This is a genomic window from Stenotrophomonas sp. YJH_SMC_27 (assembly GCF_059369815.1).
Map to the genome: position 1 here is coordinate 1 of NZ_JCAFTA010000023.1, position 21116 is coordinate 21116.

Here is a 21116-nt window from a genome sequence, read left to right on the forward strand (position 1 = left end):
AGAGCCGGCCGCTGGCCGGCTGCTACGTGACGGGGTTAGTGAGGTTGCCGGCCAGCGGCCGGCACTACCCGAGGCGCGACCCAGGCCGGGACAGGCCCTGGTAGAGCCGGCCGCTGGCCGGCTGCTACGTGACGGGGTTAATGAGGTTGCCGGCCAGCGGCCGGCATTACCCGAAGCGGTCAGCGCGGCTGCTTCACCGGCAGCACCACGCGGAAGCGCGAGCCCACGCCCGGGGTGCTGTCCAGGTCGATCCGGCCATGGTGCTTGTTGATGATGCTGTAGGAGATCGACAGGCCCAGGCCCGTGCCACTGCCCACCGGCTTGGTGGTGAAGAACGGATCGAAGATGCGTTGGCGCAGTTCCGGCGAGATGCCACCGCCGGTGTCCTCGAACTCGACCCACACCTGGTCGCCATCGACGCCGGTGCGCACGGTGATCGTGCCGCGCTCGGCGATGGCATGGCCCGCGTTGAGCAGCAGGTTCATGTAGACCTGGTTCAACTCCGATGGCAGGCATTCCACCAGCGGCAGTTGGCCGAACTCGCGTACCAGGGTGACCTTGTACTTGAGCTCGTTCCAGATGATGTTGATGGTCGATTCCAGGCCCGCGTGCAGGTCGACCAGCTTCCACGACTCGTCACGCCCGGAATACGAGAAGTCTTTCAGATCACGCACGATGCGCGTCACCCGTTCGATGCCTTCGCGCGATTCGGCCATCAGCTGCGGCAGGTCGCGGCTGATGAAATCGATGTCCAGGCGGTCACGGATGTCATCGATCTCCGGGATCAGCGCCTTCGGGTCCGGCGCACGCAATGCGCGTTCGTAGGCTTCGATCACGGTGAACAGGCTGCGCAGGTACTCCTGCAGGCTGCCCAGGTTTGAGTGCACGTAGCCGATCGGATTATTGATCTCGTGCGCGACGCCGGCAGCAAGCTGGCCGATCGAGGCCATCTTCTCAGATTGCAGCAGTTTCTCCTGGGTACCGTTGAGCCGCAGGTAGGCCTGGCGCAGCTCGGCGTGGCGCTGCTGCAGTTCTCGCTCGTAGTCTTCCTGTCCTTCGATATGGCGGAACAAGGCCAGGAAGTGCCCCTGCCCCACCGGGCCGTGGTGATACAGGTGGGCGATGACCACGCCCTCGCCCAGCGGCAGGCTGCCGTTCCAGTGACCATGCTGGCGCGCGTGTTCCAGCGCATCGGGGGGCAGCAGCTCGCGAAGCCGCTGCGGGGGCGGCAATGCACCATCCTCACCGCTTGCCAACAGGTTCTGCGCGGCTGGATTGGCCAGCGCAACCTGCCCGTCTTCGGTGAACAGCAGCAGCCCTTCGCGCAGGCGCTCAAGCAGGGCCTGCAGTACCGGCTGTGGCGGAAGGGGGGCGGTAACCAGGGCGTTGGCAGCGGACACGGCGACTCGGGGGCATTCGAACAGACGCCCAATATACGCGCTCGTGCAGCGGGCTTCAGCCCGCGTGATGGGGTTGTTCGAGCGCCGCCTCAGGCGACGGCGAGTGGGCGGCGCGCTGTGACGGTGTGCGCCTGCCCCTTGGCATCGTAGGCCGAGGCATCTTCGGTGCGCCCGAGCTGGCGCAGGGCCCAGTTGACCTCGCGGCGCCGGCGCGACAGCAGCACGCCGTTGGCGCGGTTGCGTTCGGCCAGTTCCTGCAGCTGCTCGCCTTCCCCGACCGGCGGCGCGCCTTCCAGCGCACGCAGCGCTTCCAGCTTGGCGCCGGTGGCCCGGATCAGGGCGTGCACGTCGTGCTCGACCAGGGCCTGGCGTTCAACGTCCAGGGCCTGGGCAAGACGCTGCAGCGGCTCGCTCATCGCCGCAGTCATCCGTGCAGCTGCTGGTCCAGCTCGAGCATGCGCGATGCGATCGCGTCCGGATTGATCTTGTAGGTGCCGTTCTGCAGCGCCTCGCGCACGGCGGCCACGCGCTGGGCGTCGATTGCCGGGGCGGTGGTCAGCTCACGCTCGATTGCCTGCAGATTGGTGGCCTCGCCGGTCAGGCGCAGGCTGTCGGCCGCCTCGACCGGGCGTGCCGCCGCATCGGTGCTTACACCGGGCTTGTTGGCCGGGGTCGTCACGCTGCGCAGGGCCTGGGGGACCTGCAGGTTGCCGTCGATTTTCTGGCTCATGGGGTGTCCTGGAGTTGCCGTTCACATGGGATAACGGCCGCAGGGCCGTGATCTTTAGGGATATTCTGCGGTAATTCAACGCGCCACGATTACGTCACCGGCGGCGTCGACCGTGCCCTGCACGATCCGCCGCGAGGACAGGTTCTCGACCGAGACCCGCTCGTTCTCACCCGCGTCACCCATCGCACGGCCTGCAATACGGACCTCGACCGAGCCGCGACGCGAGACCAGTGCCACATTGTCTCCTCGCTTGATGAGACGCTGCACCACCAGATCGTTGCTCGACAGCAGGGCCCCGGCCTGCAACGGACGGCGGGCGATGCGGCCGATCGCTGCGTTGGGATCGGCCAGCACCGCACCGGCAATCCGGGCGGCATCACGCTGGGCAGTGGTGATATCGGCAGCGGTAAGGGTTTCTCCAGTACCGATTCCGCGGTTGAGCACCAGCACGGTCTGGTTGCGCCGCACTTTCACTGGCACGAACAGGCGCCAGCCACCGGCGTCGGGACAGCTGACTTCCACCGTGGTGTTGGCGGTGGGCTGCACCTGCAGCGCGCCGCCACACTTGGGCAGGCGCAGCGCATCGGCCACCTGCGCCTCCCCCTCGCTCCCGGCAGGCAGCGTCGACAACGCCGCCGCGCGGATGCTGGCAACCGGCTGCCACTCTGCAGCGGCTGCCCATGGCGCGGCTGCGGCGAGCACGATGGCGAATAGAGGTGTGACCCGGCGCATGGCGCCTCCTGTCGATGGAATCTGGCCCTGGTGCGTGCAAGGGGTGTGCCAGAGCGCCGGGACCCGTTGATCCGATCCGGGATGGGGATGCGACCGGATGGGTAGAGTCGACTGTCAGTCGACTTTCGCGCGAAGCACGGGGTTTCCCGTGATCGGATCGAAGAGCGGTCGACTGACAGTCGACTCTACAAACGTGGTGCGGACCGCGCAGGCGGCAGAGCGCCCTCAAGTTTGGCGCCCACCCCGCCGATACAGCAGCCATGTCCCATGACCTGCTCAACCGGATCGACCAGCGAACCCGACTGGCCGGCCACAACCGCCTGGCGCTGCTGCTGTTCCGTCTCGGCGGACGTCAGCTTTTTGGCGTCAATGTCTTCAAGGTGCAGGAAGTCCTGCGGCGCCCGGAGCTGTTCCAGGTGCCCGGGTTGCCCAGCCAGTTTGCCGGCGTGGCCGACGTACGCGGCCGCTCGGTGCCGGTGCTGGACCTGGGCCTGGCCATCGGCCACCCCGAGCGTGAGCCTGACGCGGACACCTCGCCTGGCTATCTGGTCGTCACCGAATTCAACCGTTCGATCCAGGGCTTCCTGGTCAGCGGCGTGGAGCGCATCGTCAACATCGCGGTGGAAGACATCCACCCGCCGCCGGAACTGGGTGCCGAATCGAGCTACCTGACGGCGGTGACCCGCTTCCAGGGTGAGCTGATCCAGGTGATCGACGTTGAAAGCGTGCTGGCCGATATCGCCCAGGTACGCGGTGATGCCGTACTCGATCCAGCAATGGCAATGCCTGCCGATGGCCCGCAGCTGCAGGTGCTGGTGGTGGACGATTCGCGCGTGGCCCGCCAGCAGATCCGCAGCGTGCTGGACCAGCTGGGCGTTGGCGCCACCCTGCTTTCCGATGGCAAGCAGGCGCTGGACCATCTGCTGCAGATCCACGCCTCGGGCGAGAACCCGGCCGAGCGCTATGCCATGGTCATCTCGGACATCGAAATGCCGGCCATGGACGGCTATACGCTGACGACGGAAATCCGGCGCCACCCTGGCCTTGCCGGCCTGTACGTGCTGCTGCATACCTCGCTGTCGGGCGTATTCAACAATGCGATGGTCGAGCGCGTCGGCGCCAATGCCTTCGTCGCCAAGTACTCGCCGCACGAGCTGGCCGATTTCGTGCTGGACCGCCTGCGCAAGGTCGCGATGGCGGCGTAAGGCCGCGTCACGGGTCTCCGCCGGGCATGGCCCGGCGCTACCACAACCTCCCCGACCCCTGGGGTAGCGCCGGGCCATGCCCGGCGGACGCGATGTCGCGCGTGCTTTGGCATACCCCTTGCAGCTTCCCGGGCAACGTTCCCGTGGGAGTGCACCGTGCGCAACCTGATTACCGACTACCTGGGCGTCCACGCCCAGGCCATGCCGTTGCGCGAACAGCGGATGAAGCTGATCGCCAGCAACCTCGGCAATGCCGATACGCCCGGCTACAAGGCCCAGGACCTGGACTTCGACGCCGCCCTGCGCCATGCCCAGGGGCAGGATGCCAATGGCCTGATGGCCACCACCCATGAGCAGCACTACGAAATCAGTAGCGGCCTGAACCCGTTCCAGATCGCGCGCGAAGGCGTGCAACCCAGCCTGGACGGCAACACCGTCGATCCCGATGCCGAGCGTGCCGCCTATGGCCGCGCCGCTCTTGAGTACCGCGCCTCGCTCAGCTTCGTCGAGAGCAAGGTGCGTTCCATGCTGACCGCGATCACGGGGCAATAAGCCATGAGCAACCTGCCGATCTTCGATATCGCCGGTTCCGCGCTGCAGGCGCAGTCGGTGCGCATGAGCACCATCGCCTCCAACCTCTCCAACGCCGACACCGTCGCCGGTTCCGCCGACGCCGTGTACAAGCCGCTGGAACCGATCTTCCAGGCCGTCACCAGCAAGAACGATCCGAACATCACCTCGGTGAAGGTGAAGGAGATCACCCAGAGCGAGGCCGCGCCGATCAAGCGCTACGAGCCGGGCCACCCGCTGGCCGACGCCGATGGCTACATCTACCAGCCCGACGTCGACCCGGTGGCGCAGATGGTCAACCTGATCTCGACCTCGCGCAATTACCAGGCCGGCGTGGAGATGTTGACCACCGCCAAGGAACTGGCCCTGGCCACCCTGACCATGGGCCGCTGAGGCCCGCAGTACCGGATACCGCCATGACCACCGCCGTCAACAACCAGACCAACCAGGACGTCTATACCGCACTTGGTCTGAACGCCCCGAACAGCAACGCCACCAAGAAGAAGAACACGCTGGACCAGGCCGATTTCCTGCGCCTGATGACCGAGCAGCTGCAGCACCAGGACCCGCTGAAGCCGATGGACAACACCCAGATGGTCGCGCAGATGGCGCAGATGTCCACCGTGCAGGGCATCACCGATCTGAACAAGACGGTGAAGGGCTTCCAGGAGTCGATGGCCAGCGACCAGGTGCTGCGTGGCGCGGCACTGGTCGGCCACCAGGTGCTGGTGCCGTCGGAAAAGCTGGTACTGGAGAAGGAGGGCAGCGTCGAAGGCACGGTGGCCGCGCCGTCGGCCGGCATCATCACCGTGGACATCACCGATGCCAACGGCGCCAAGGTCACCTCGCTGAGCGTGGAAGCCACTGCCGCCGGCGAGACCGCCTTCCAGTGGGACGGCAAGGACGCCAACGGCAAACGCATGGAGCCGGGCAAGTACTCCATCGTCGCCAACCATGTCGATACCGCCGGCAAGAGCACCAAGCTGTCCACCTACGTGCAGGCGCCGGTGGAAAGCGTGACCGTCGGTTCCGACGGCCTGTACCTGAACCTCAAGGGCCTGGGCACGGCCCCGATCGACTACGTGCTCCGCGTCAGCTGAGCCGCACATCCCGCATCAACCAGGAGCATCCCATGGGCTTCAATGTCTCGCTGTCCGGCATCAATGCCGCCAACACCGACCTGAGCGTCACCGCCAACAACGTCGCCAACGTCAACACCACCGGCTTCAAGCAGTCGCGCGCCGAGTTCGCCGATCTGTTCGCCTCCACCAGCTATGGCCTGTCGAAGAACCAGACCGGCTCGGGTGTGCGCGTCTCCAACGTCGCCCAGCAGTTCATCCAGGGCCACAACGAGCAGACCGGGCGCAGCCTGGACATGGCCATTTCCGGTGAGGGCTTCTTCACCATGAACATGAACGGTTCGCGGGTGTATTCGCGTGCCGGCAACTTCCAGACCGATTCGGCCGGCTACGTGGTCAATCCGCAGGGTGCGCGCCTGCAGGTGTTCGCACCGAATGCCGATGGCACCAACTTCGACGCCGGCCGCCTGGTCGACCTGCAGCTGCTGACCACCGACAGCCCGCCGAAGCAGACCAGCGAAGTGAAGGTCGGCTTCACCCTGCCGGCCAACGCCAAGCAGCCGACGGTGGCCACCTTCGACCCGGCCGATTCCAACAGCTACAACCACTCCAGCGGCGGCATCACCGTGTACGACTCGCTGGGCGTGAGCCATATCCAGGTCTCCTACTTCGTGAAGGGCGCCAACCCCAACGAATGGACCGTGCACAACTATGTCGATGGCCAGCCCGCTGGCACCCCGACCGCGGTCACCTTCGACAACAGCGGCAAGCTGACCGCCCCGGCCAACGGCAAGGTCGGCCTCGGCACGTTCACCCCCACCACCGGCGCCGGCCAGCTGAACATGACGCTGGATATCAACGGCTCGACCCAGTACGGCGAGAAGTTCGCGCTGCGCAACACCCAGCAGGACGGCTATGCCGCCGGCAAGCTCAACGAGATCACTGTGTCCGAGTCGGGCGTGGTCTATGCGCGCTACTCCAACGGCGACGACAAGCCGCTGGGCCAGGTCGCACTGACCACCTTCAACAACACCCAGGGACTGGAATCGAAGGGCAACAACCTGTGGGTGGAGACCTTCGAGTCGGGCACGCCGCGCACCGGCATGCCGGACACCTCCAATCTCGGCAAGATCCAGGCCGGCTCGCTGGAAGCGTCCACCGTCGATCTCACCGAGCAGCTGGTCAACATGATCACCGCGCAGCGCAACTTCCAGGCCAACGCGCAGATGATCACCACGCAGGACCAGATCACCCAGACCGTCATCAACATCCGTTGATGAGCTGCTGACCCTGTCACGGAACTCCCCGCATGGATAAAGCCCTTTACGTGGCGATGACCGGTGCCCGCGCCTCCCTGCAGGCGCAGGGAACGCTCAGCCACAACCTCGCCAACTCGGACACTCCTGGCTTCAAGGAAGCGCTGGCCAACACCGAAGCCTTCCCGATCAAGGGTCAGGGCTTTGCCTCGCGGGTGGATGCGCTGCACGTCGACGCTGGCTTCAACCGCACGCCCGGCGCGCAGCACATCACCGGCAAACCGCTGGACCTGGCGCTGCAGAGCGGCACCTGGCTGGCGGTGCAGGCCAGCGATGGCAGCGAGGCGTATACGCGCGGCGCGGCCTTGTCGGTCACCCCCAATGGCCAGCTGGTGACCTCCGGCGGCCGCACGGTACTGGATGACAACAACAACCCGATCGCCATTCCGCCCTACCAGGCGATGGAGATCGGTGCCGACGGCACGATCTCGATCATCCCGCAGGGTGAAGGCCCGCAGACCATGGCGCAGATCGGCCGGATCAAGGTGGTGCAGGCACCGGACGAGCGCCTCGAGCGCGGCCTGGATGGCCTGTTCCGCAATACCGACCCGCAACAGCCGTTCGCACCGGCACAGGGCACCGCAGTGCACAGCGGCCAGCTGGAAGGCAGCAACGTCGATGCGGCCGGGGCACTGGTGCAGATGATCCAGCTGCAGCGCCAGTACGAAATGCAGGTGCAGGTGATCAAACACGGCGACGAAAACGCGCGCAGCGCCAACAGCATGCTGCGCCTGGGCAGTTGACGGAATTCCGGCGCCGGCGGATGTCGGCGCTGGCACACCGCTTGCACACCCGCATACAAGGGCCGCACCACGCGGCCGGTTTCACCAGACAGGACATCGAAGATGAACCAGGCATTGTGGATCGCGAAAACCGGACTGGATGCGCAGCAGATGCGCATGTCGGTGGTTTCCAACAACCTCGCCAACACCAACACCACCGGCTTCAAGCAGGACCGTGCCAGTTTTGAAGACCTGCTGTACCAGCAGGTGCGCCAGCCCGGCGGCTCTTCGTCGGCGCAGACGCAGCTGCCGACCGGCCTGCAGCTGGGCACCGGCGTGCGCGTGGTAGCAACCGCCAAGAACTTCGAACAGGGTAGCCAGCAGCAGACCGGTCGCGCCCTGGATGTGATGGTCAACGGCCGCGGCTTCTTCGAAGTGCAGATGCCCGACGGCAGCTCGGCCTACACCCGTGATGGCTCGTTCAAGATCAACCAGGACAGCGAGCTGGTCACCAACAGCGGCTACCCGGTGCAGCCGGGCATCCAGATTCCCGAGGGCGCGCAGTCGGTCACCATCGGCAGCGACGGCACCATCAGCGTGAAGATGGCCGACAACGCCGCGTCGGTGGAAGTCGGTGCGCTGACCCTGACCGACTTCGTCAATCCGGCCGGCCTGCAGGCGCGCGGCGAGAACCTGTTCCTGGAAACCACGGCCTCGGGCCCGGCCCAGAACGGTAATCCCGGCCTGAACGGCCTCGGCACCGTGGTGCAGGGGGCGCTGGAAGGCAGCAACGTCAATGTGGTGGAAGAGCTGGTGTCGATGATCGAAACCCAGCGCGCCTACGAAATGAATGCCAAGGCGATCTCCACCACCGACTCGATGCTCGGCTATCTCAACAACAAGATCTGACCGGCCCAACCGGGAAACCGCCATGTCGCCCATTTCCAACTTCGCCCGCACTGCCCTCGCCTGCACCGTGGCCGCCCTGCTCGGTGGCTGCGTGATCGCGGGCGACGTGCGCCCCTACCCGGCGATGGCGCCGATCCAGCCGATCATGCCGCCGCAGGCCGCGCCCACCGCCGGGGCGATCTATGCCGCCGGCCCGACCCTGCAGCTGTATTCAGACCGCCGCGCACGCGATGTCGGCGACCTGCTGACCATCACCCTGCTGGAAAGCACCACCGCGCAGACCAGTGCAAACACCGCCACCAACAAGGAGTCCAACCTGAGCCTGGGCAGCCCGAGCATCTTTGGCGCGCCGGTCACCCTGGGCGGCAAGGACATCCTCAGCGCCAGTGCGGAAGGCAAGCGTGATTTCACCGGCAAGGGCAACAGCGCGCAGAGCAACCGCCTGCAGGGCAGCGTTACGGTCACCGTGATCCAGCGCCTGCCCAACGGCAACCTGGTGGTGCAGGGGCAGAAGAACCTGCGGCTCAACCAGGGCGATGAACTGGTGCAGGTGCAGGGCATCGTGCGCCCTGGCGACATCAGCCAGGACAACACCATTCCCTCCAGCCGCGTAGCCGAGGCCCGCATCGTCTACGGCGGCCGCGGACCGGTCGCGCAGTCCAACGCGATGGGCTGGCTGAGCCGCTTCTTCAATTCCGGCCTGACGCCGTTCTGAGTATGGCCATGAAACTCCTCCCCTCTTCTTCCTGGCAGCGCCGCGTGGCGTCGTTCGTCGCGCTGATGCTGATGGTCGTGGCAGCCCCGGCCAGCGCCGAGCGCATCAAGGACCTGGCACAGGTCGGCGGCGTGCGTGGCAACGCACTGGTTGGCTACGGCCTGGTGGTCGGCCTGGATGGCAGCGGCGACCGCACCAGCCAGGCGCCCTTTACCGTGCAGAGCCTGAAGAACCTGCTCGGCGAGCTGGGCGTGAACGTGCCGCCGAACGTCAACCCGCAGCTGAAGAACGTGGCCGCCGTTGCGATCCATGCCGAGCTGCCGCCGTTCGCCAAGCCCGGCCAGCCGATCGACATCACGGTGTCCTCGATCGGCAACGCGGTGTCGCTGCGCGGCGGCTCGCTGCTGATGGCCCCGCTGCGCGGGGCCGACGGGCAGATCTACGCCATCGCCCAGGGCAACCTGATCGTGGGTGGCTTCGGTGCGCAGGGCAAGGATGGTTCCCGTGTCTCGGTGAACGTGCCCAGCGTCGGCCGTATTCCCAACGGCGCCACCGTGGAGCGTGCCCTGCCCGATCCGCTGGCGAACGGCGGCGACATCACCTTGAACCTGCACAACAACGATTTCACCACGGTCTCGCGCATGGTCGCCGCGCTCAACAACGCCTTCGGCGAAGGTGCGGCACGCGCGATCGATGGCGTGACCGTCGCGGTCACCGCGCCGACCGACCCCGGCGCACGCGTCGGCCTGCTGGCGCGCATCGAGAACCTGGAACTGACCCCGGGCAGCGCCCCGGCCAAGGTGGTGGTCAATTCGCGCACCGGCACCGTGGTCATCGGCCAGCAGGTGCGCGTGGGACCCGCGGCGATCTCGCACGGTTCGCTGACCGTGACCATCCAGGAAAACACCAACGTCAGCCAGCCCAATGCCCTGTCCGGCGGCCGCACCGTGGCCAGCCCGCAGTCCACCATCACCGCCACCAACGACGGCAGCCGCATGTTCAAGTTCAGCGGCGGCACCACCCTGGACGAGATCGTGCATGCGGTGAACGCCGTAGGTGCGGCACCGGGCGACCTGATCGCGATCCTGGAAGCCCTGAAGCAGGCCGGCGCATTGAGTGCCGAGCTCGAGGTGATCTGACATGCGCATCAATCCCGCATTCGACCTGCACCCGGCGCAACAGAACGATCCGGCAAGGATCGACAAGGTGGCGCGCCAGCTGGAAGGCCAGTTCGCGCAGATGCTGGTAAAGAGCATGCGTGACGCCAGCTTCGGTGACTCGCTGTTTCCCGGCGAGAACAAGATGTTCCGCGAGATGTACGACCAGAAGATTGCCGAGGCGATGACCCGCGGCAAAGGCCTGGGTCTGTCCAGCATGATCAGCCGGCAGCTGTCCGGCCAGGCCGCCGATGGCCCGGCGCTGGATACCCGCGTGGATCCGGCCAAGGCCAGCCGTGCTTACCAGCTCAATGCACCGGCCAGGCCGGCACCGTCGCTGCCACTGGAAGACGGCAGCCAGGCGGTGCGCCTGCTGCAGCAGATGGCCGCCGGTGCGCAGCACGGTGCGCAGGCGGCAGTGGCGCCGATGGAGCAGGCCCTGGACCTGATCGCCGGGCGCGAGAGCAGCAGCATGCACCGCTCGCTGGGCACCGACGATCCGTACATCGGCAGCCTGCAGGGCGAGGACTGGGCCGCCAACAGCGACCAGTGGTCGGCCACCGCCAGCAACCGCGGCACCGCGATCAGCCCGGCCGATGCGATGGCGACCCGCACCGCTGTCGCCCAGCTCGGCGAGCACACCCCGGAAGGCTTCGTCGCCAGCATCTGGCAGCACGCGCAGCGTGCGGCCAAGGAACTGGGCGTGGATGCCCGCGCCCTGGTCGCCCAGGCCGCGCTGGAAACCGGCTGGGGCAAGCGCCACATCAAGCACGCCGACGGCAGCACTTCGCACAACCTGTTCGGCATCAAGGCCAATGGCTGGAACGGCCAGCGCGCCGTAGCCGGCACCCATGAATATGTCGATGGCGTGCGCCGCAACGAGACCGCCAGCTTCCGCGCCTACAGTTCGCCGGCCGAGAGCTTTGCCGACTACGTGCGCCTGCTGAAGACCAGCCCGCGCTACCAGCAGGCCCTGCAGGCCGGCACCGACGTGCAGGGCTTCGCCCGTGGCCTGCAGCGCGCCGGCTATGCCACCGATCCGCGCTACGCGGCCAAGATCGCCGCGATCGCCGGCGGCCCGACCATCGAGCGCGCCGTCGCCGCCGTGGCAGACGCCGGCTCGCGCCTTGGCCAGACCTTCGCCAGCACCGCGACCGCGGCGCTGGGTATCACCCGTCGTTGAGGAACCCCATGTCCAGCGTACTTTCCACCGGTACCGGTGCCCTGCTCGCCTTCCAGCGTGCGTTGGCGACCACCAGCCACAACGTGGCCAACCTCAATACGCCCGGCTACAGCCGGCAGAAGGTCAACTTCGCCACCGCCGATCCGCAGAACTATGGCTACGGCACGGTCGGCAACGGTACCCGCATCACCGACATCCGCCGCACCGCCGACCAGCTGGCCATCTCGCGCCTGCTCGACAGCAGCGGTGAACTGGCGCGCCTGAAACAGCTTTCGGGCATGGCCGACCGGGTCAACGCGCTGTTCTCTGATGCGGCCACGAATGTCTCTGGTGTGTGGTCGAACTTCTTCGACTCGGTCAGTGGCCTGTCCTCCAATGCCTCCGGCACGGCCGATCGCCAGAACATGCTCGATGGCGGCAAGGCCCTGGCCAACCGCTTTGTGCAGCTCAACACCCACCTGAACAACCTCAACAGCGAGGTCAACAACGGCCTGCTGGCCGGTGCCACCGAGGTCAACCGCCTGGCGCAGGAGATCGCGCAGATCAACGGTGCGATCGGCACCAACATCGCCACCGCCGCGCCCGACCTGCTCGATCGGCGCGACCAGCTGATCACCCAGCTGATCGGCTACACCGGCGGCACCGCGGTGATCCAGGACGGCGGCATCATGAATGTCTACACCGCCGGCGGCAACGCGCTGGTGGTGGGCACCACCGCGACCAAGGTCACCACCGTGGCCGACCCGTACCAGCCCGAGCGCCTGCAGCTGGCCCTGGAAACGCAAGGCAACACCATCCGCCTCGACCCGAAGGCAGTAGGCGGCCAGATCGGCGGCCTGATGGAGTTCCGCGACACCGTGCTGACCCCGGCCCAGGCCGAACTGGGCAAGTTGGCTGTCGGCCTGGCCGAGACCTTCAACCAGGCCCACCACCAGGGCGTGGACATGTATGGCCAGCTCGGGGGCGACTTCTTCAACATCGGCAACCCGCGCGTCACCGCCAACAACGCCAACACCGGCACCGCCAGCCTCAGCGCCACCTATGGCGACCTGGGCAAGCTGGACGCGCAGAACGTGGTGCTGCAGTTCGATGGCAGCAACTGGAAGGCCAGCCGGGCCGACACCGGCGCCAGCGTTCCGCTGGCCGGCACCGGCACCGCCGCCGATCCGCTGGTGATCAACGGCGTCACGCTGGTCGTGGGCGGCACCCCCGCTGCCAACGACCGATTCCTGCTGCAGCCCACCGCAGGCGTCGCCGGCAGCATGGAGATCGCCATCACCGATCCGTCCCGGATTGCAGCCGCTGCCGCGGTAAAGGGCGCCGCCGCGACGGCCAACACGGGCACCGGCAAGCTGAGTGGCGTGACCGTGACCGATTCGAGCAACGCCAACCTGCGCAATCCGGCCGCGATCGTGTTCACCTCGGCCACCACCTACACCATCGATGGTGGCCCGCCGCAGACCTACACGCCCGGGCAGACCATCAGCGCCAATGGCTGGAGCTTCGTGCTGGACGGTGCGCCGAAGGTCGGCGACACCTTCAACATCACCCCGACGCCGGCCGGCTCCTCCGACAACAGCAACGCCTCCAGGCTGGCCAAGGTCGAGAGCGCCAAGGCCTTCAATGCCGGCACGGTGACGCTGAACGGCGCGCTGGGTGGCCTCACCACCCAGGTGGGTGCTGCGGCCCGTTCGGCCGAGTACTCGCTGGAAGCGCAACTGGTGATCAACGACAAGGCGCAGGAAGCGCGCGATGAAGTGTCCGGCGTCAACCTGGACGAGGAAGCGGCCGACATGCTGCGCCTGCAGCAGGCCTACCAGGCCGCCTCGCAGCTGATCTCCACCGCCGACAGCATGTTCCAGACCATCCTGGGAGCCGTCCGCCGATGAGCAGCCGCATCTCCACCAGCATGATGTACAACCAGTCGGTGTCGCTGATGATGGCCAAGCAGGCCAAGCTCAGTCACCTGGAGCAGCAGATCGCCACCGGCAGCAAGATCGTCTCCGCAAAGGACGATCCGGTCGGGGCCGGCGCAGCGGTCGGACTGGACCGCAGCCTGGCCGCACTGGAACGGATGAAGCTCAACGCCGGCAACGTGCAGAACCGGCTGGGCGTGCAGGAAAACACCCTGGCCCAGGTCAATGATCTGATGGGGCGCGTCAACGACCTGACCATCCAGGCCAGCAACCCCGCCCTGAGCGCGTCCGACAAGAAGACGCTGATCACCGAACTGAACCAGATCCGCGACGGCCTGCTGTCGCTGGCCAACGCCGAGGACGGCACGGGTCGCTATGTATTCGGCGGCACCAACGACGGCGATCCGCCGTTTGCCAGGATCAATGGCAAGGTGGTCTACCGCGGTGACCAGACCCAGCGCCAGATCGAGGTCGGCCCCGATACCTACGTGCGCGATGCCCTGCCCGGCAGCGAGATCTTCATGCGCATCCCCACCGGCGATGGCTTCGTCGATGGCGGTGCCGCCGCCGGCAACACCGGCAACGGCGTGCTGACCAACATCACCCGCGATGGCAGCGACAGCTGGAACGGCCAGAGCTTCAGCGTCCGCTTCACCGCCGCCAACCAGTACGAAGTGCTGGATGGTGCCGGCAATGTGACCGGCACCGGCACCTACAAGGCCGGTGATGATCTGGAAGTGAACGGCGTGCGTCTGCAGATCACCGGTGCGCCTGCCGCAGGCGACAGCTTCAACGTGAAGCCGGCGAGCAGCCGCGACATCTTCGACACCATGGACAAGCTGATCACCGCGCTTGACGCCGACACCGGCACCACCGCGAAGATGAGCGCACAGCAGAACGAGTTGCAGAGCGCGTTGCGCGACGTGGCACGGGCGTCGGAGCGGATGATCGACTCGCGTGCGGCCGGCGGTGCGCAGCTGAAGGCGCTGGACAATGCCGCCGACATGCGAGAGGCCAACAGTGTGACCCTGAAGACCACGCTGTCGCAGATGCGCGACCTGGACTATGCCGATGCCCTGAGCCAGTACCAGCTGCAGAGCACCGCGCTGCAGGCGGCACAGACGATCTTCTCGCAGATGCAGTCGATGTCGTTGTTCAACAAGATCCGCTGACGCATCTCCTGCGTCACCCCTGAAAGGCCGCGATGCCCTGCATCGCGGCCTTTCTCGTTTCTGCGGCCCGTTGCCGCCGGGCGCGCCGACCTACCTCCCGCGGATTTTCCGTGATTGCCCATCAAGCCCGGCTGGCCCCCGCCGATACCTTCATCAGCGCTGGCTGGGCTTGCCCAGCCGCCCCTTCCCGGGTCCCCTTCACGCCCCTCCAGGGCTGGAAAACCCCGGAAAAACAGCCTCCGGCAACGAATTACGGCTTCAGCGGAATTCACGGCTAAAGGTTGTTGACAAAGCGCCGTTATTCATTTGGCAACAACGAAGCACACAGCCACACAAAAAAACAGGCGGCGCTTCGTTTCATTCACCAACGGGTTCCATATAAGAGGAGACGACCCCATGGCACAGGTAATCAACACCAATACGATGTCGCTCAACGCTCAGCGCAACCTGAGCACCAGCGGCAACTCGCTGGCCACCACCATCCAGCGCCTCTCGTCCGGCCTGCGCATCAACAGCGCGAAGGACGACGCCGCCGGCCTGGCGATCTCGGAGCGCTTCAGCACCCAGATCCGCGGCCTGGACGTGGCCATCCGCAACGCCAACGACGGCATCTCGCTGGCCCAGGTTGCCGAAGGCTCGCTGAGCGAAGTCGGCAACAACCTGCAGCGCATCCGCGAACTGGCCGTGCAGGCCTCCAACGCCACCAATTCCAGCAGCGACCGCAAGGCCCTGCAGGCCGAAGTGACCCAGCTGGTCAGCGAAATCGACCGCGTCGCCAAGCAGAGCGACTTCAACGGCACCAAGCTGCTGGACGGCTCGTTCACCAGCCAGCTGTTCCAGGTCGGCGCCAATGCAGGCCAGGCCATTGCGATCAACAGCGTGGTGGATGCAAAGGCTGAATCGCTGGGGGCAGCAAGCTTCCTCGATGCCGGCAAGATCGCCTTCACTGCAACCGATGTGGAAGATGCAAAGGGTACGCTGAGCGGCCTGAAGGTCGGCAATGTATCCCTGGGCGAGATCAAGTTCGACTATACCCCCCGCGCTGTGGCCGGCACCCCGGAGCCGGCCGTCGACAACGCCAACATGGAGCGCGCGGCCAAGGCCGTCGCCGCAGCCATCAACAACAAGCTGGGCGAAACCGGGTTGCACGCTACAGTAGCCACTGCAGCCAATGGCGCAGTCATTCCGGGCGAGGTCGCGCTCACCGCCGTCAAGGCGGATGGAAACGCGACTGACATCACTGTGACCAAGCCGCCGGTCGCTCCGGCTACGGACCCTGTTGCGATGAACACTGTCGGTCCCGCAGCCAACCCGGTCCATGTTGCGGATATCAAGATCGACACCGTTGCGGGTGCTCAGCAGGCACTGTCGATCGTCGACAAGGCTCTTGAGTCGGTCAACAGCGTCCGCGCCGATCTCGGCGCGATCCAGAACCGCTTCACCTCGGTGGTGGCCAACCTGCAGACCTCCTCGGAGAACCTGTCCGCCTCGCGCAGCCGTATCCGCGATACCGACTTCGCCAAGGAAACCGCCGAACTGACCCGCACCCAGATCCTGCAGCAGGCCGGTACGGCCATGCTGGCCCAGGCCAACCAGGTACCGCAGAACGTGCTCAGCCTGTTGCAGCGCTGACATGAGCCGCCCCCGGGGCACGTCGGGGGCGTCTAACCCAACTCACGTGCAACCGCTCAAGGACCTCTCCTCATGGCACAAGTCATCAACACCAACACGATGTCGTTGAATGCTCAGCGTAACCTGAGCACCAGTGGCAGCTCGCTGGCCACCACCATCCAGCGCCTGTCCTCCGGTTCGCGCATCAACAGCGCCAAGGACGACGCCGCTGGCCTGGCGATCTCCGAGCGCTTCGGCACCCAGATCCGCGGTACCGACGTCGCCATCCGCAATGCCAACGACGGCATTTCGCTGGCCCAGGTCGCCGAAGGTTCGTTGACCGAGATCGGCAACAACCTGCAGCGTATCCGTGAACTGGCCGTGCAGTCGTCGAACGCCACCAACTCTGCCAGCGACCGCAAGGCTCTGCAGGCGGAAGTGACCCAGCTGAAGTCGGAAATCGATCGCGTTGCCAAGCAGTCCGAGTTCAATGGCACCAAGCTGCTGGACGGCTCGTTCTCCAGCCAGCTGTTCCAGGTGGGCGCCAACGCTGGTCAGGCCATCGCTATCGACAAGGTGGTTGACGCAAAAGCCGACGCACTCGGAAATGCTGCCTTTGACGACCGTACGTTGGCCATCACTGCGACCGGCATTGCCGCGGCCGACAAGGGGAAGACCATCTCCTATGACGGCCTGACCATTGGTGGCGGCGGCTTGGCAGCTGGCATCAAGATTGACAAGGTCGAAGTGACTTCGACGGGCGTTATCGCAGACGACCAGAAAGCATTGGTTGCTGCCGTCACCACCGCTATCAATGCCAAGATCGGTGAGGCGGGAATCTACGCAGAAGTTGGCGCCAACGCCGGCGAAATCACGCTCACCTCCGTCAAGGAGAGCATCGATTCCTCTGGCAACTTCGCAGGCATGACTGTCAGCGCTGGCACCGGCACGCTTACCGGTGCCGCAGGCACCGTCGCCATCGGCAGCGTTGCGCTTACTGCCGGCCCAGCTAAGGCAGGGAAGATGCTCTCCGATGTCAACATCGATAGCGTCAAGGGAGCTCAACAGGCTCTGGAAGTCGTAGACAAGGCCCTCGGTGCCATCAACAGCTCCCGCGCAGACCTGGGCGCGATCCAGAACCGCTTCACCTCGGTCGTCGCCAACCTGCAGACCTCGACGGAAAACCTGTCGGCCTCGCGTAGCCGCATCAAGGATACCGATTTCGCCAAGGAAACCGCAGAGCTGACCCGCACCCAGATCCTGCAGCAGGCCGGTACGGCCATGCTGGCCCAGGCCAACCAGGTGCCGCAGGGCGTGCTCAGCCTGCTGCGCTGATCTGCACCTTGATCGACCACCGGGCGGCGGCTGAGCTGCCGCCCGGCTCCTGAAATACGTACCACCTTCGCCAAAGGAAAAGCACCATGGCACAAGTCATCAACACCAACACCATGTCGTTGAACGCTCAGCGCAACCTGAGCACCAGCGGCAGCTCGCTCGCCACCACCATCCAGCGCCTGTCCTCCGGTTCGCGCATCAACAGCGCCAAGGACGACGCCGCAGGCCTGGCGATCTCCGAGCGCTTCGGCACCCAGATCCGCGGTACCGACGTCGCCATCCGCAACGCCAACGACGGCATCTCGCTGGCCCAGGTTGCCGAGGGCTCGCTGACCGAGATCGGCAACAACCTGCAGCGCATCCGTGAGCTGTCGGTGCAGTCGTCCAACGCCACCAATTCGGCCAGCGACCGCAAGGCACTGCAGGCCGAAGTGACCCAGCTGGTCAGCGAAATCGATCGCGTCGCCAAGCAGTCCGAGTTCAACGGTACCAAGCTGCTGGACGGTTCGTTCTCCAGCCAGCTCTTCCAGGTCGGCGCCAATGCGGGCCAGGCCATCGCAATCGACAAGGTAGTTGATGCCAAGACCAACGCCCTCGGTGCAGCCAGCTTCGCGAACGAAGGAAGCATCGTTTTTGCCGCTGCGGCCGATCTGAGCAGCGGTGAAATCACCGGCATGAAGGTTGGCGACATTGACCTTGGCAAGATTACCTACTCCGCTGCTACCGTCCCGGCCGTCGTGACACCGCCAACCCCCGCTGATCCGGCCAACCCCACACAGGCTGAGCAGGATGCAATCGACGCAGCGAACGCAAGCAATGCTTCCCGCACCAAGATTGCTGACAGCAACATGCAGAACGCCACTGCAGCCGTCACTGCAGCCCTGAACGCCAAGCTCGGCGAGACCGGCCTACTGGCTGCGCAGACGATGGATGCCAACAACAAGCCGGTCGCCGGATCAATAACCCTGACCTCTGTCAAGGCAGGCGCGGACGTCACCAAGCTTGCAGTGACCGGACTTGCTGCCGGGGTCGCAACGACCACTGACGTTACGGCCAATGCCAGCAGCTCGCATCTCTCCGACATCAACATCGGTAGTGTTGCTGGCGCACAGAAGGCGATGGAGATCGTCGACAAGGCTTTGGAATCCATCAACAACACCCGCGCCGACCTCGGTGCGATCCAGAACCGCTTCACCTCGGTCGTCGCCAACCTGCAGACCTCGTCGGAAAACCTGTCGGCATCGCGTAGCCGCATCAAGGACACCGACTTCGCCAAGGAAACCGCCGAGCTGACCCGCACCCAGATCCTGCAGCAGGCCGGCACGGCCATGCTGGCCCAGGCCAACCAGGTGCCGCAGGGCGTGCTCAGCCTGCTGCGCTGATCCACGGCAAGAAGGCGCCGCTACCGTCGAAGTGAATCGACGGTAGCGGCAACCTGGAAGCCATGGTGCTCGAAGGCGCGGGCCATGCCCGGCCCGGGAAACCTCCCGAACCGGCTCGGCATCGCCCGCTCCTGCGGACCTCTCTTTCAGCGCTGTACCTTTGACTGTACGTACCGGGCGGCTTCGTCTCCCCCCGATTGTCAGTAGCCTGATCCCTCCCCTGCATTGGGGGAGGGCTTTTTGCAGACCCCCGGCAGCCTGCGGTGAATGTCCCCGCACCCTGCCCCAACCCTCCTGCAATCTGCGTGCCAGAACCTGCGCCAGACCATTGGCACGGCGCATGCATCAACGAAGTCCTCAAGACCCAGCGGCGCAGGCCGCTATTTTCGTTGACGACGGGCCGCCGCACGACGGCCAGGCCCGGATACCAGGAGAAACGACGTGGCAGACTTTGGATACGGTGGCATTGGCTCGGGGCTGGACATTTCCAGCATCGTCAACCAGCTGGTCGCAGCTGACCGCAAGCCCGCCGACAATGCGCTGAACCTGCAGCAGTCCAAGGCCAAGATGCAGCTGTCGTCGATCGGCACCGTTACGGCGGCCTTCGACAAGCTGAAGACCGCGCTGACGGCCCTCAAGGCCACGACGGCCTTCGATACCCGCACCGTCACCGCCACCGGCAAGGCCGGTCCGAACAATGCAGATGATGTGCTGACGGCGTCGGTCGCGTTGTACGACGTGGGCACGACCAAGGCAGCGGCCTCCAACGGCACGCACCAGGTGGAGGTGAAGTCCCTCGCCACGGCACACAAGCTGATCGCCGATACCTCGGTGCCCAAGACCGACACCTTCGGTGCCGGAACCTTGACGCTGACCGTTGGCGTGGGCGACAAGGCCAAGACCATGAACGTGACGGTGGAGGACGGCGACACGCTGACCACCATCCGCAACAAGATCGATGCCGCCGGGCGCAAGGAAGGCGTGCAGGCCACGCTTATCAGCTCGGGCGACAACCAGTATCTGTCGATCGCCCAGGAAAAGACCGGTGCCGCCAACGCGATCAAGCTGGAGTATGCCGGCAGCGACCCCAAGCTGGGTGCACTGGTAGGCAGCCTGAAAGAAAACACGGCCGCTGCGGACGCCGAACTGACCATCGACGGCGTCAAAGTGGTCAGTGCCAGCAATACGGTGACCGATGCGGTACCGGGCCTGACCCTGAACCTGAAGGTTCCCGGCAAGAGTACCGTGGTGATCAGCACCGACACGGCCGCCGCGACCAAGGTCATGCAGGAATTCGTGACCGCCTACAACGCGGCGATCGCGGCGATCAACACGGAGACCAAATACGACGCCAAGACCAAGGAAGCCGCCACCCTGACGGGTGACGCGCAGATGCGCGGCGCCTCCAGCCAGCTGCGTTCGATGATGTCGAGCGTGCTGAAGGAGCTCTCGGCCGACGGCTTGGATCCGAAGGTGCTGGGCCTGCAGACCCGCGGTTATCCCAACGCCGACGGCAGCCTCGTTCTCGATACCACCAAGTTTGCCGCCGCACTGGCCAGCCAGCCTGAGAAGATCCGCTCGGCCATCACCGGCGACACCGGCGGTGCTGGCACCCTGTACACCATGGTCGACGGCTATGTCAGCACCACCGTCGGCAAGGAAGGGGCGTTCGTCGCCCGCACCAAGGGCCTGAACACCACGCTGGACAACATCGACAAGCGCCGCAAGGACCTCGACACGCGCATGAAGAACGTCGAGGAACGCTACAAGAAGCAGTTCCTGGCGCTCGACAGCCTGATGGGCAAGCTGCAGCAGAGCAACACCGCACTGCAGCAGCAGCTGGCACAGCTGAACCGCTAAGGACGGCGTGCAACGCTCAAGTTTGGCGTGGTTCGCACCGATAACGGACGCAACAGCAATCAACGCCGCACCGCCGGCCACGGTCCCCACGACCACCCGACGGCACCCAGCGCAAGGAGAAT

General features: G+C 65.6%; 20 protein-coding genes. 16 read left to right on the forward strand and 4 right to left on the reverse strand.

Translation table 11 applies throughout. The features are described 5' to 3' along the window. Positions 1-179: 179 nt before the first annotated feature. From AC5P7R_RS21475 to flgA, 4 genes are all read right to left on the reverse strand, one after another. Positions 180-1400, reverse strand: coding sequence for an ATP-binding protein (locus AC5P7R_RS21475; RefSeq protein WP_019659625.1), 1221 nt, complete (start codon positions 1398-1400; stop codon positions 180-182). An 89-nt stretch (positions 1401-1489) separates the two neighbouring features. After that, entirely contained in the window at positions 1490-1828 is a 339-nt protein-coding gene (locus AC5P7R_RS21480) for a flagella protein (protein WP_010485882.1), read from the reverse strand. Continuing rightward, a complete protein-coding gene (gene flgM / locus AC5P7R_RS21485) occupies positions 1825-2130 on the reverse strand; it encodes a flagellar biosynthesis anti-sigma factor FlgM (protein ID WP_019659624.1) in 306 nt (101 codons plus the stop codon). The genes AC5P7R_RS21480 and flgM overlap by 4 nt, the downstream gene beginning before the upstream one ends. A gap of 75 nt (positions 2131-2205) precedes the next feature. Further along, entirely contained in the window at positions 2206-2862 is a 657-nt protein-coding gene (flgA, locus tag AC5P7R_RS21490) for a flagellar basal body P-ring formation chaperone FlgA (protein WP_019659623.1), read from the reverse strand. 260 nt (positions 2863-3122) lie between these two features. Here flgA and AC5P7R_RS21495 point away from each other — a divergent pair, with 260 nt between their 5' ends. The 16 genes from AC5P7R_RS21495 (at position 3123) to fliD (ending at position 20994) form a co-directional block, all read left to right on the forward strand. Beyond that, entirely contained in the window at positions 3123-4067 is a 945-nt protein-coding gene (locus tag AC5P7R_RS21495; RefSeq protein ID WP_019659622.1) for a chemotaxis protein, read from the forward strand. Positions 4068-4223: 156 nt separating this feature from the next. Continuing rightward, entirely contained in the window at positions 4224-4619 is a 396-nt protein-coding gene (gene flgB, locus AC5P7R_RS21500) for a flagellar basal body rod protein FlgB (RefSeq protein ID WP_005409576.1), read from the forward strand. 3 nt (positions 4620-4622) lie between these two features. After that, on the forward strand, positions 4623-5030 hold the full coding sequence (flgC, locus tag AC5P7R_RS21505; RefSeq protein ID WP_005416461.1) for a flagellar basal body rod protein FlgC: 408 nt from the start codon (positions 4623-4625) through the stop codon (positions 5028-5030). Positions 5031-5053: 23 nt separating this feature from the next. Then, complete coding sequence (locus AC5P7R_RS21510; protein WP_019659621.1) at positions 5054-5737, forward strand: flagellar hook assembly protein FlgD; 684 nt, start codon at positions 5054-5056, stop codon at positions 5735-5737. Between the two features lie 32 nt (positions 5738-5769). Then, complete coding sequence (gene flgE, locus AC5P7R_RS21515; protein WP_019659620.1) at positions 5770-6993, forward strand: flagellar hook protein FlgE; 1224 nt, start codon at positions 5770-5772, stop codon at positions 6991-6993. Between the two features lie 32 nt (positions 6994-7025). Then, positions 7026-7775, forward strand: coding sequence for a flagellar basal body rod protein FlgF (locus AC5P7R_RS21520; RefSeq protein WP_021201760.1), 750 nt, complete (start codon positions 7026-7028; stop codon positions 7773-7775). A 102-nt stretch (positions 7776-7877) separates the two neighbouring features. Beyond that, a complete protein-coding gene (flgG, locus tag AC5P7R_RS21525; RefSeq protein ID WP_101765416.1) occupies positions 7878-8663 on the forward strand; it encodes a flagellar basal-body rod protein FlgG in 786 nt (261 codons plus the stop codon). A gap of 22 nt (positions 8664-8685) precedes the next feature. Next, on the forward strand, positions 8686-9378 hold the full coding sequence (gene flgH / locus AC5P7R_RS21530) for a flagellar basal body L-ring protein FlgH (protein ID WP_019659618.1): 693 nt from the start codon (positions 8686-8688) through the stop codon (positions 9376-9378). Between the two features lie 2 nt (positions 9379-9380). Beyond that, a complete protein-coding gene (locus AC5P7R_RS21535; protein ID WP_019659617.1) occupies positions 9381-10517 on the forward strand; it encodes a flagellar basal body P-ring protein FlgI in 1137 nt (378 codons plus the stop codon). Between the two features lies 1 nt (position 10518). Then, positions 10519-11718: a flagellar assembly peptidoglycan hydrolase FlgJ gene (gene flgJ / locus AC5P7R_RS21540; RefSeq protein ID WP_111098329.1), complete on the forward strand. Its 1200-nt coding sequence runs from the start codon at positions 10519-10521 to the stop codon at positions 11716-11718. Positions 11719-11726: 8 nt separating this feature from the next. Beyond that, positions 11727-13607, forward strand: a complete 1881-nt coding sequence (gene flgK, locus AC5P7R_RS21545) for a flagellar hook-associated protein FlgK (RefSeq protein WP_021201758.1) — start codon at positions 11727-11729, stop codon at positions 13605-13607. Further along, on the forward strand, positions 13604-14806 hold the full coding sequence (gene flgL, locus AC5P7R_RS21550; protein ID WP_478436495.1) for a flagellar hook-associated protein FlgL: 1203 nt from the start codon (positions 13604-13606) through the stop codon (positions 14804-14806). The genes flgK and flgL overlap by 4 nt, the downstream gene beginning before the upstream one ends. A 396-nt stretch (positions 14807-15202) precedes the next feature. Beyond that, positions 15203-16438 (forward strand): flagellin, encoded by a 1236-nt coding sequence (locus AC5P7R_RS21555; RefSeq protein WP_049455064.1) that lies wholly within the window; start codon positions 15203-15205, stop codon positions 16436-16438. A 72-nt stretch (positions 16439-16510) separates the two neighbouring features. Next, a complete protein-coding gene (locus tag AC5P7R_RS21560) occupies positions 16511-17752 on the forward strand; it encodes a flagellin (protein WP_495214175.1) in 1242 nt (413 codons plus the stop codon). An 86-nt stretch (positions 17753-17838) separates the two neighbouring features. Next, positions 17839-19134 (forward strand): flagellin, encoded by a 1296-nt coding sequence (locus tag AC5P7R_RS21565; RefSeq protein ID WP_478436493.1) that lies wholly within the window; start codon positions 17839-17841, stop codon positions 19132-19134. Positions 19135-19575: 441 nt separating this feature from the next. Continuing rightward, on the forward strand, positions 19576-20994 hold the full coding sequence (gene fliD / locus AC5P7R_RS21570; protein WP_111104208.1) for a flagellar filament capping protein FliD: 1419 nt from the start codon (positions 19576-19578) through the stop codon (positions 20992-20994). Positions 20995-21116 lie beyond the last annotated feature (122 nt).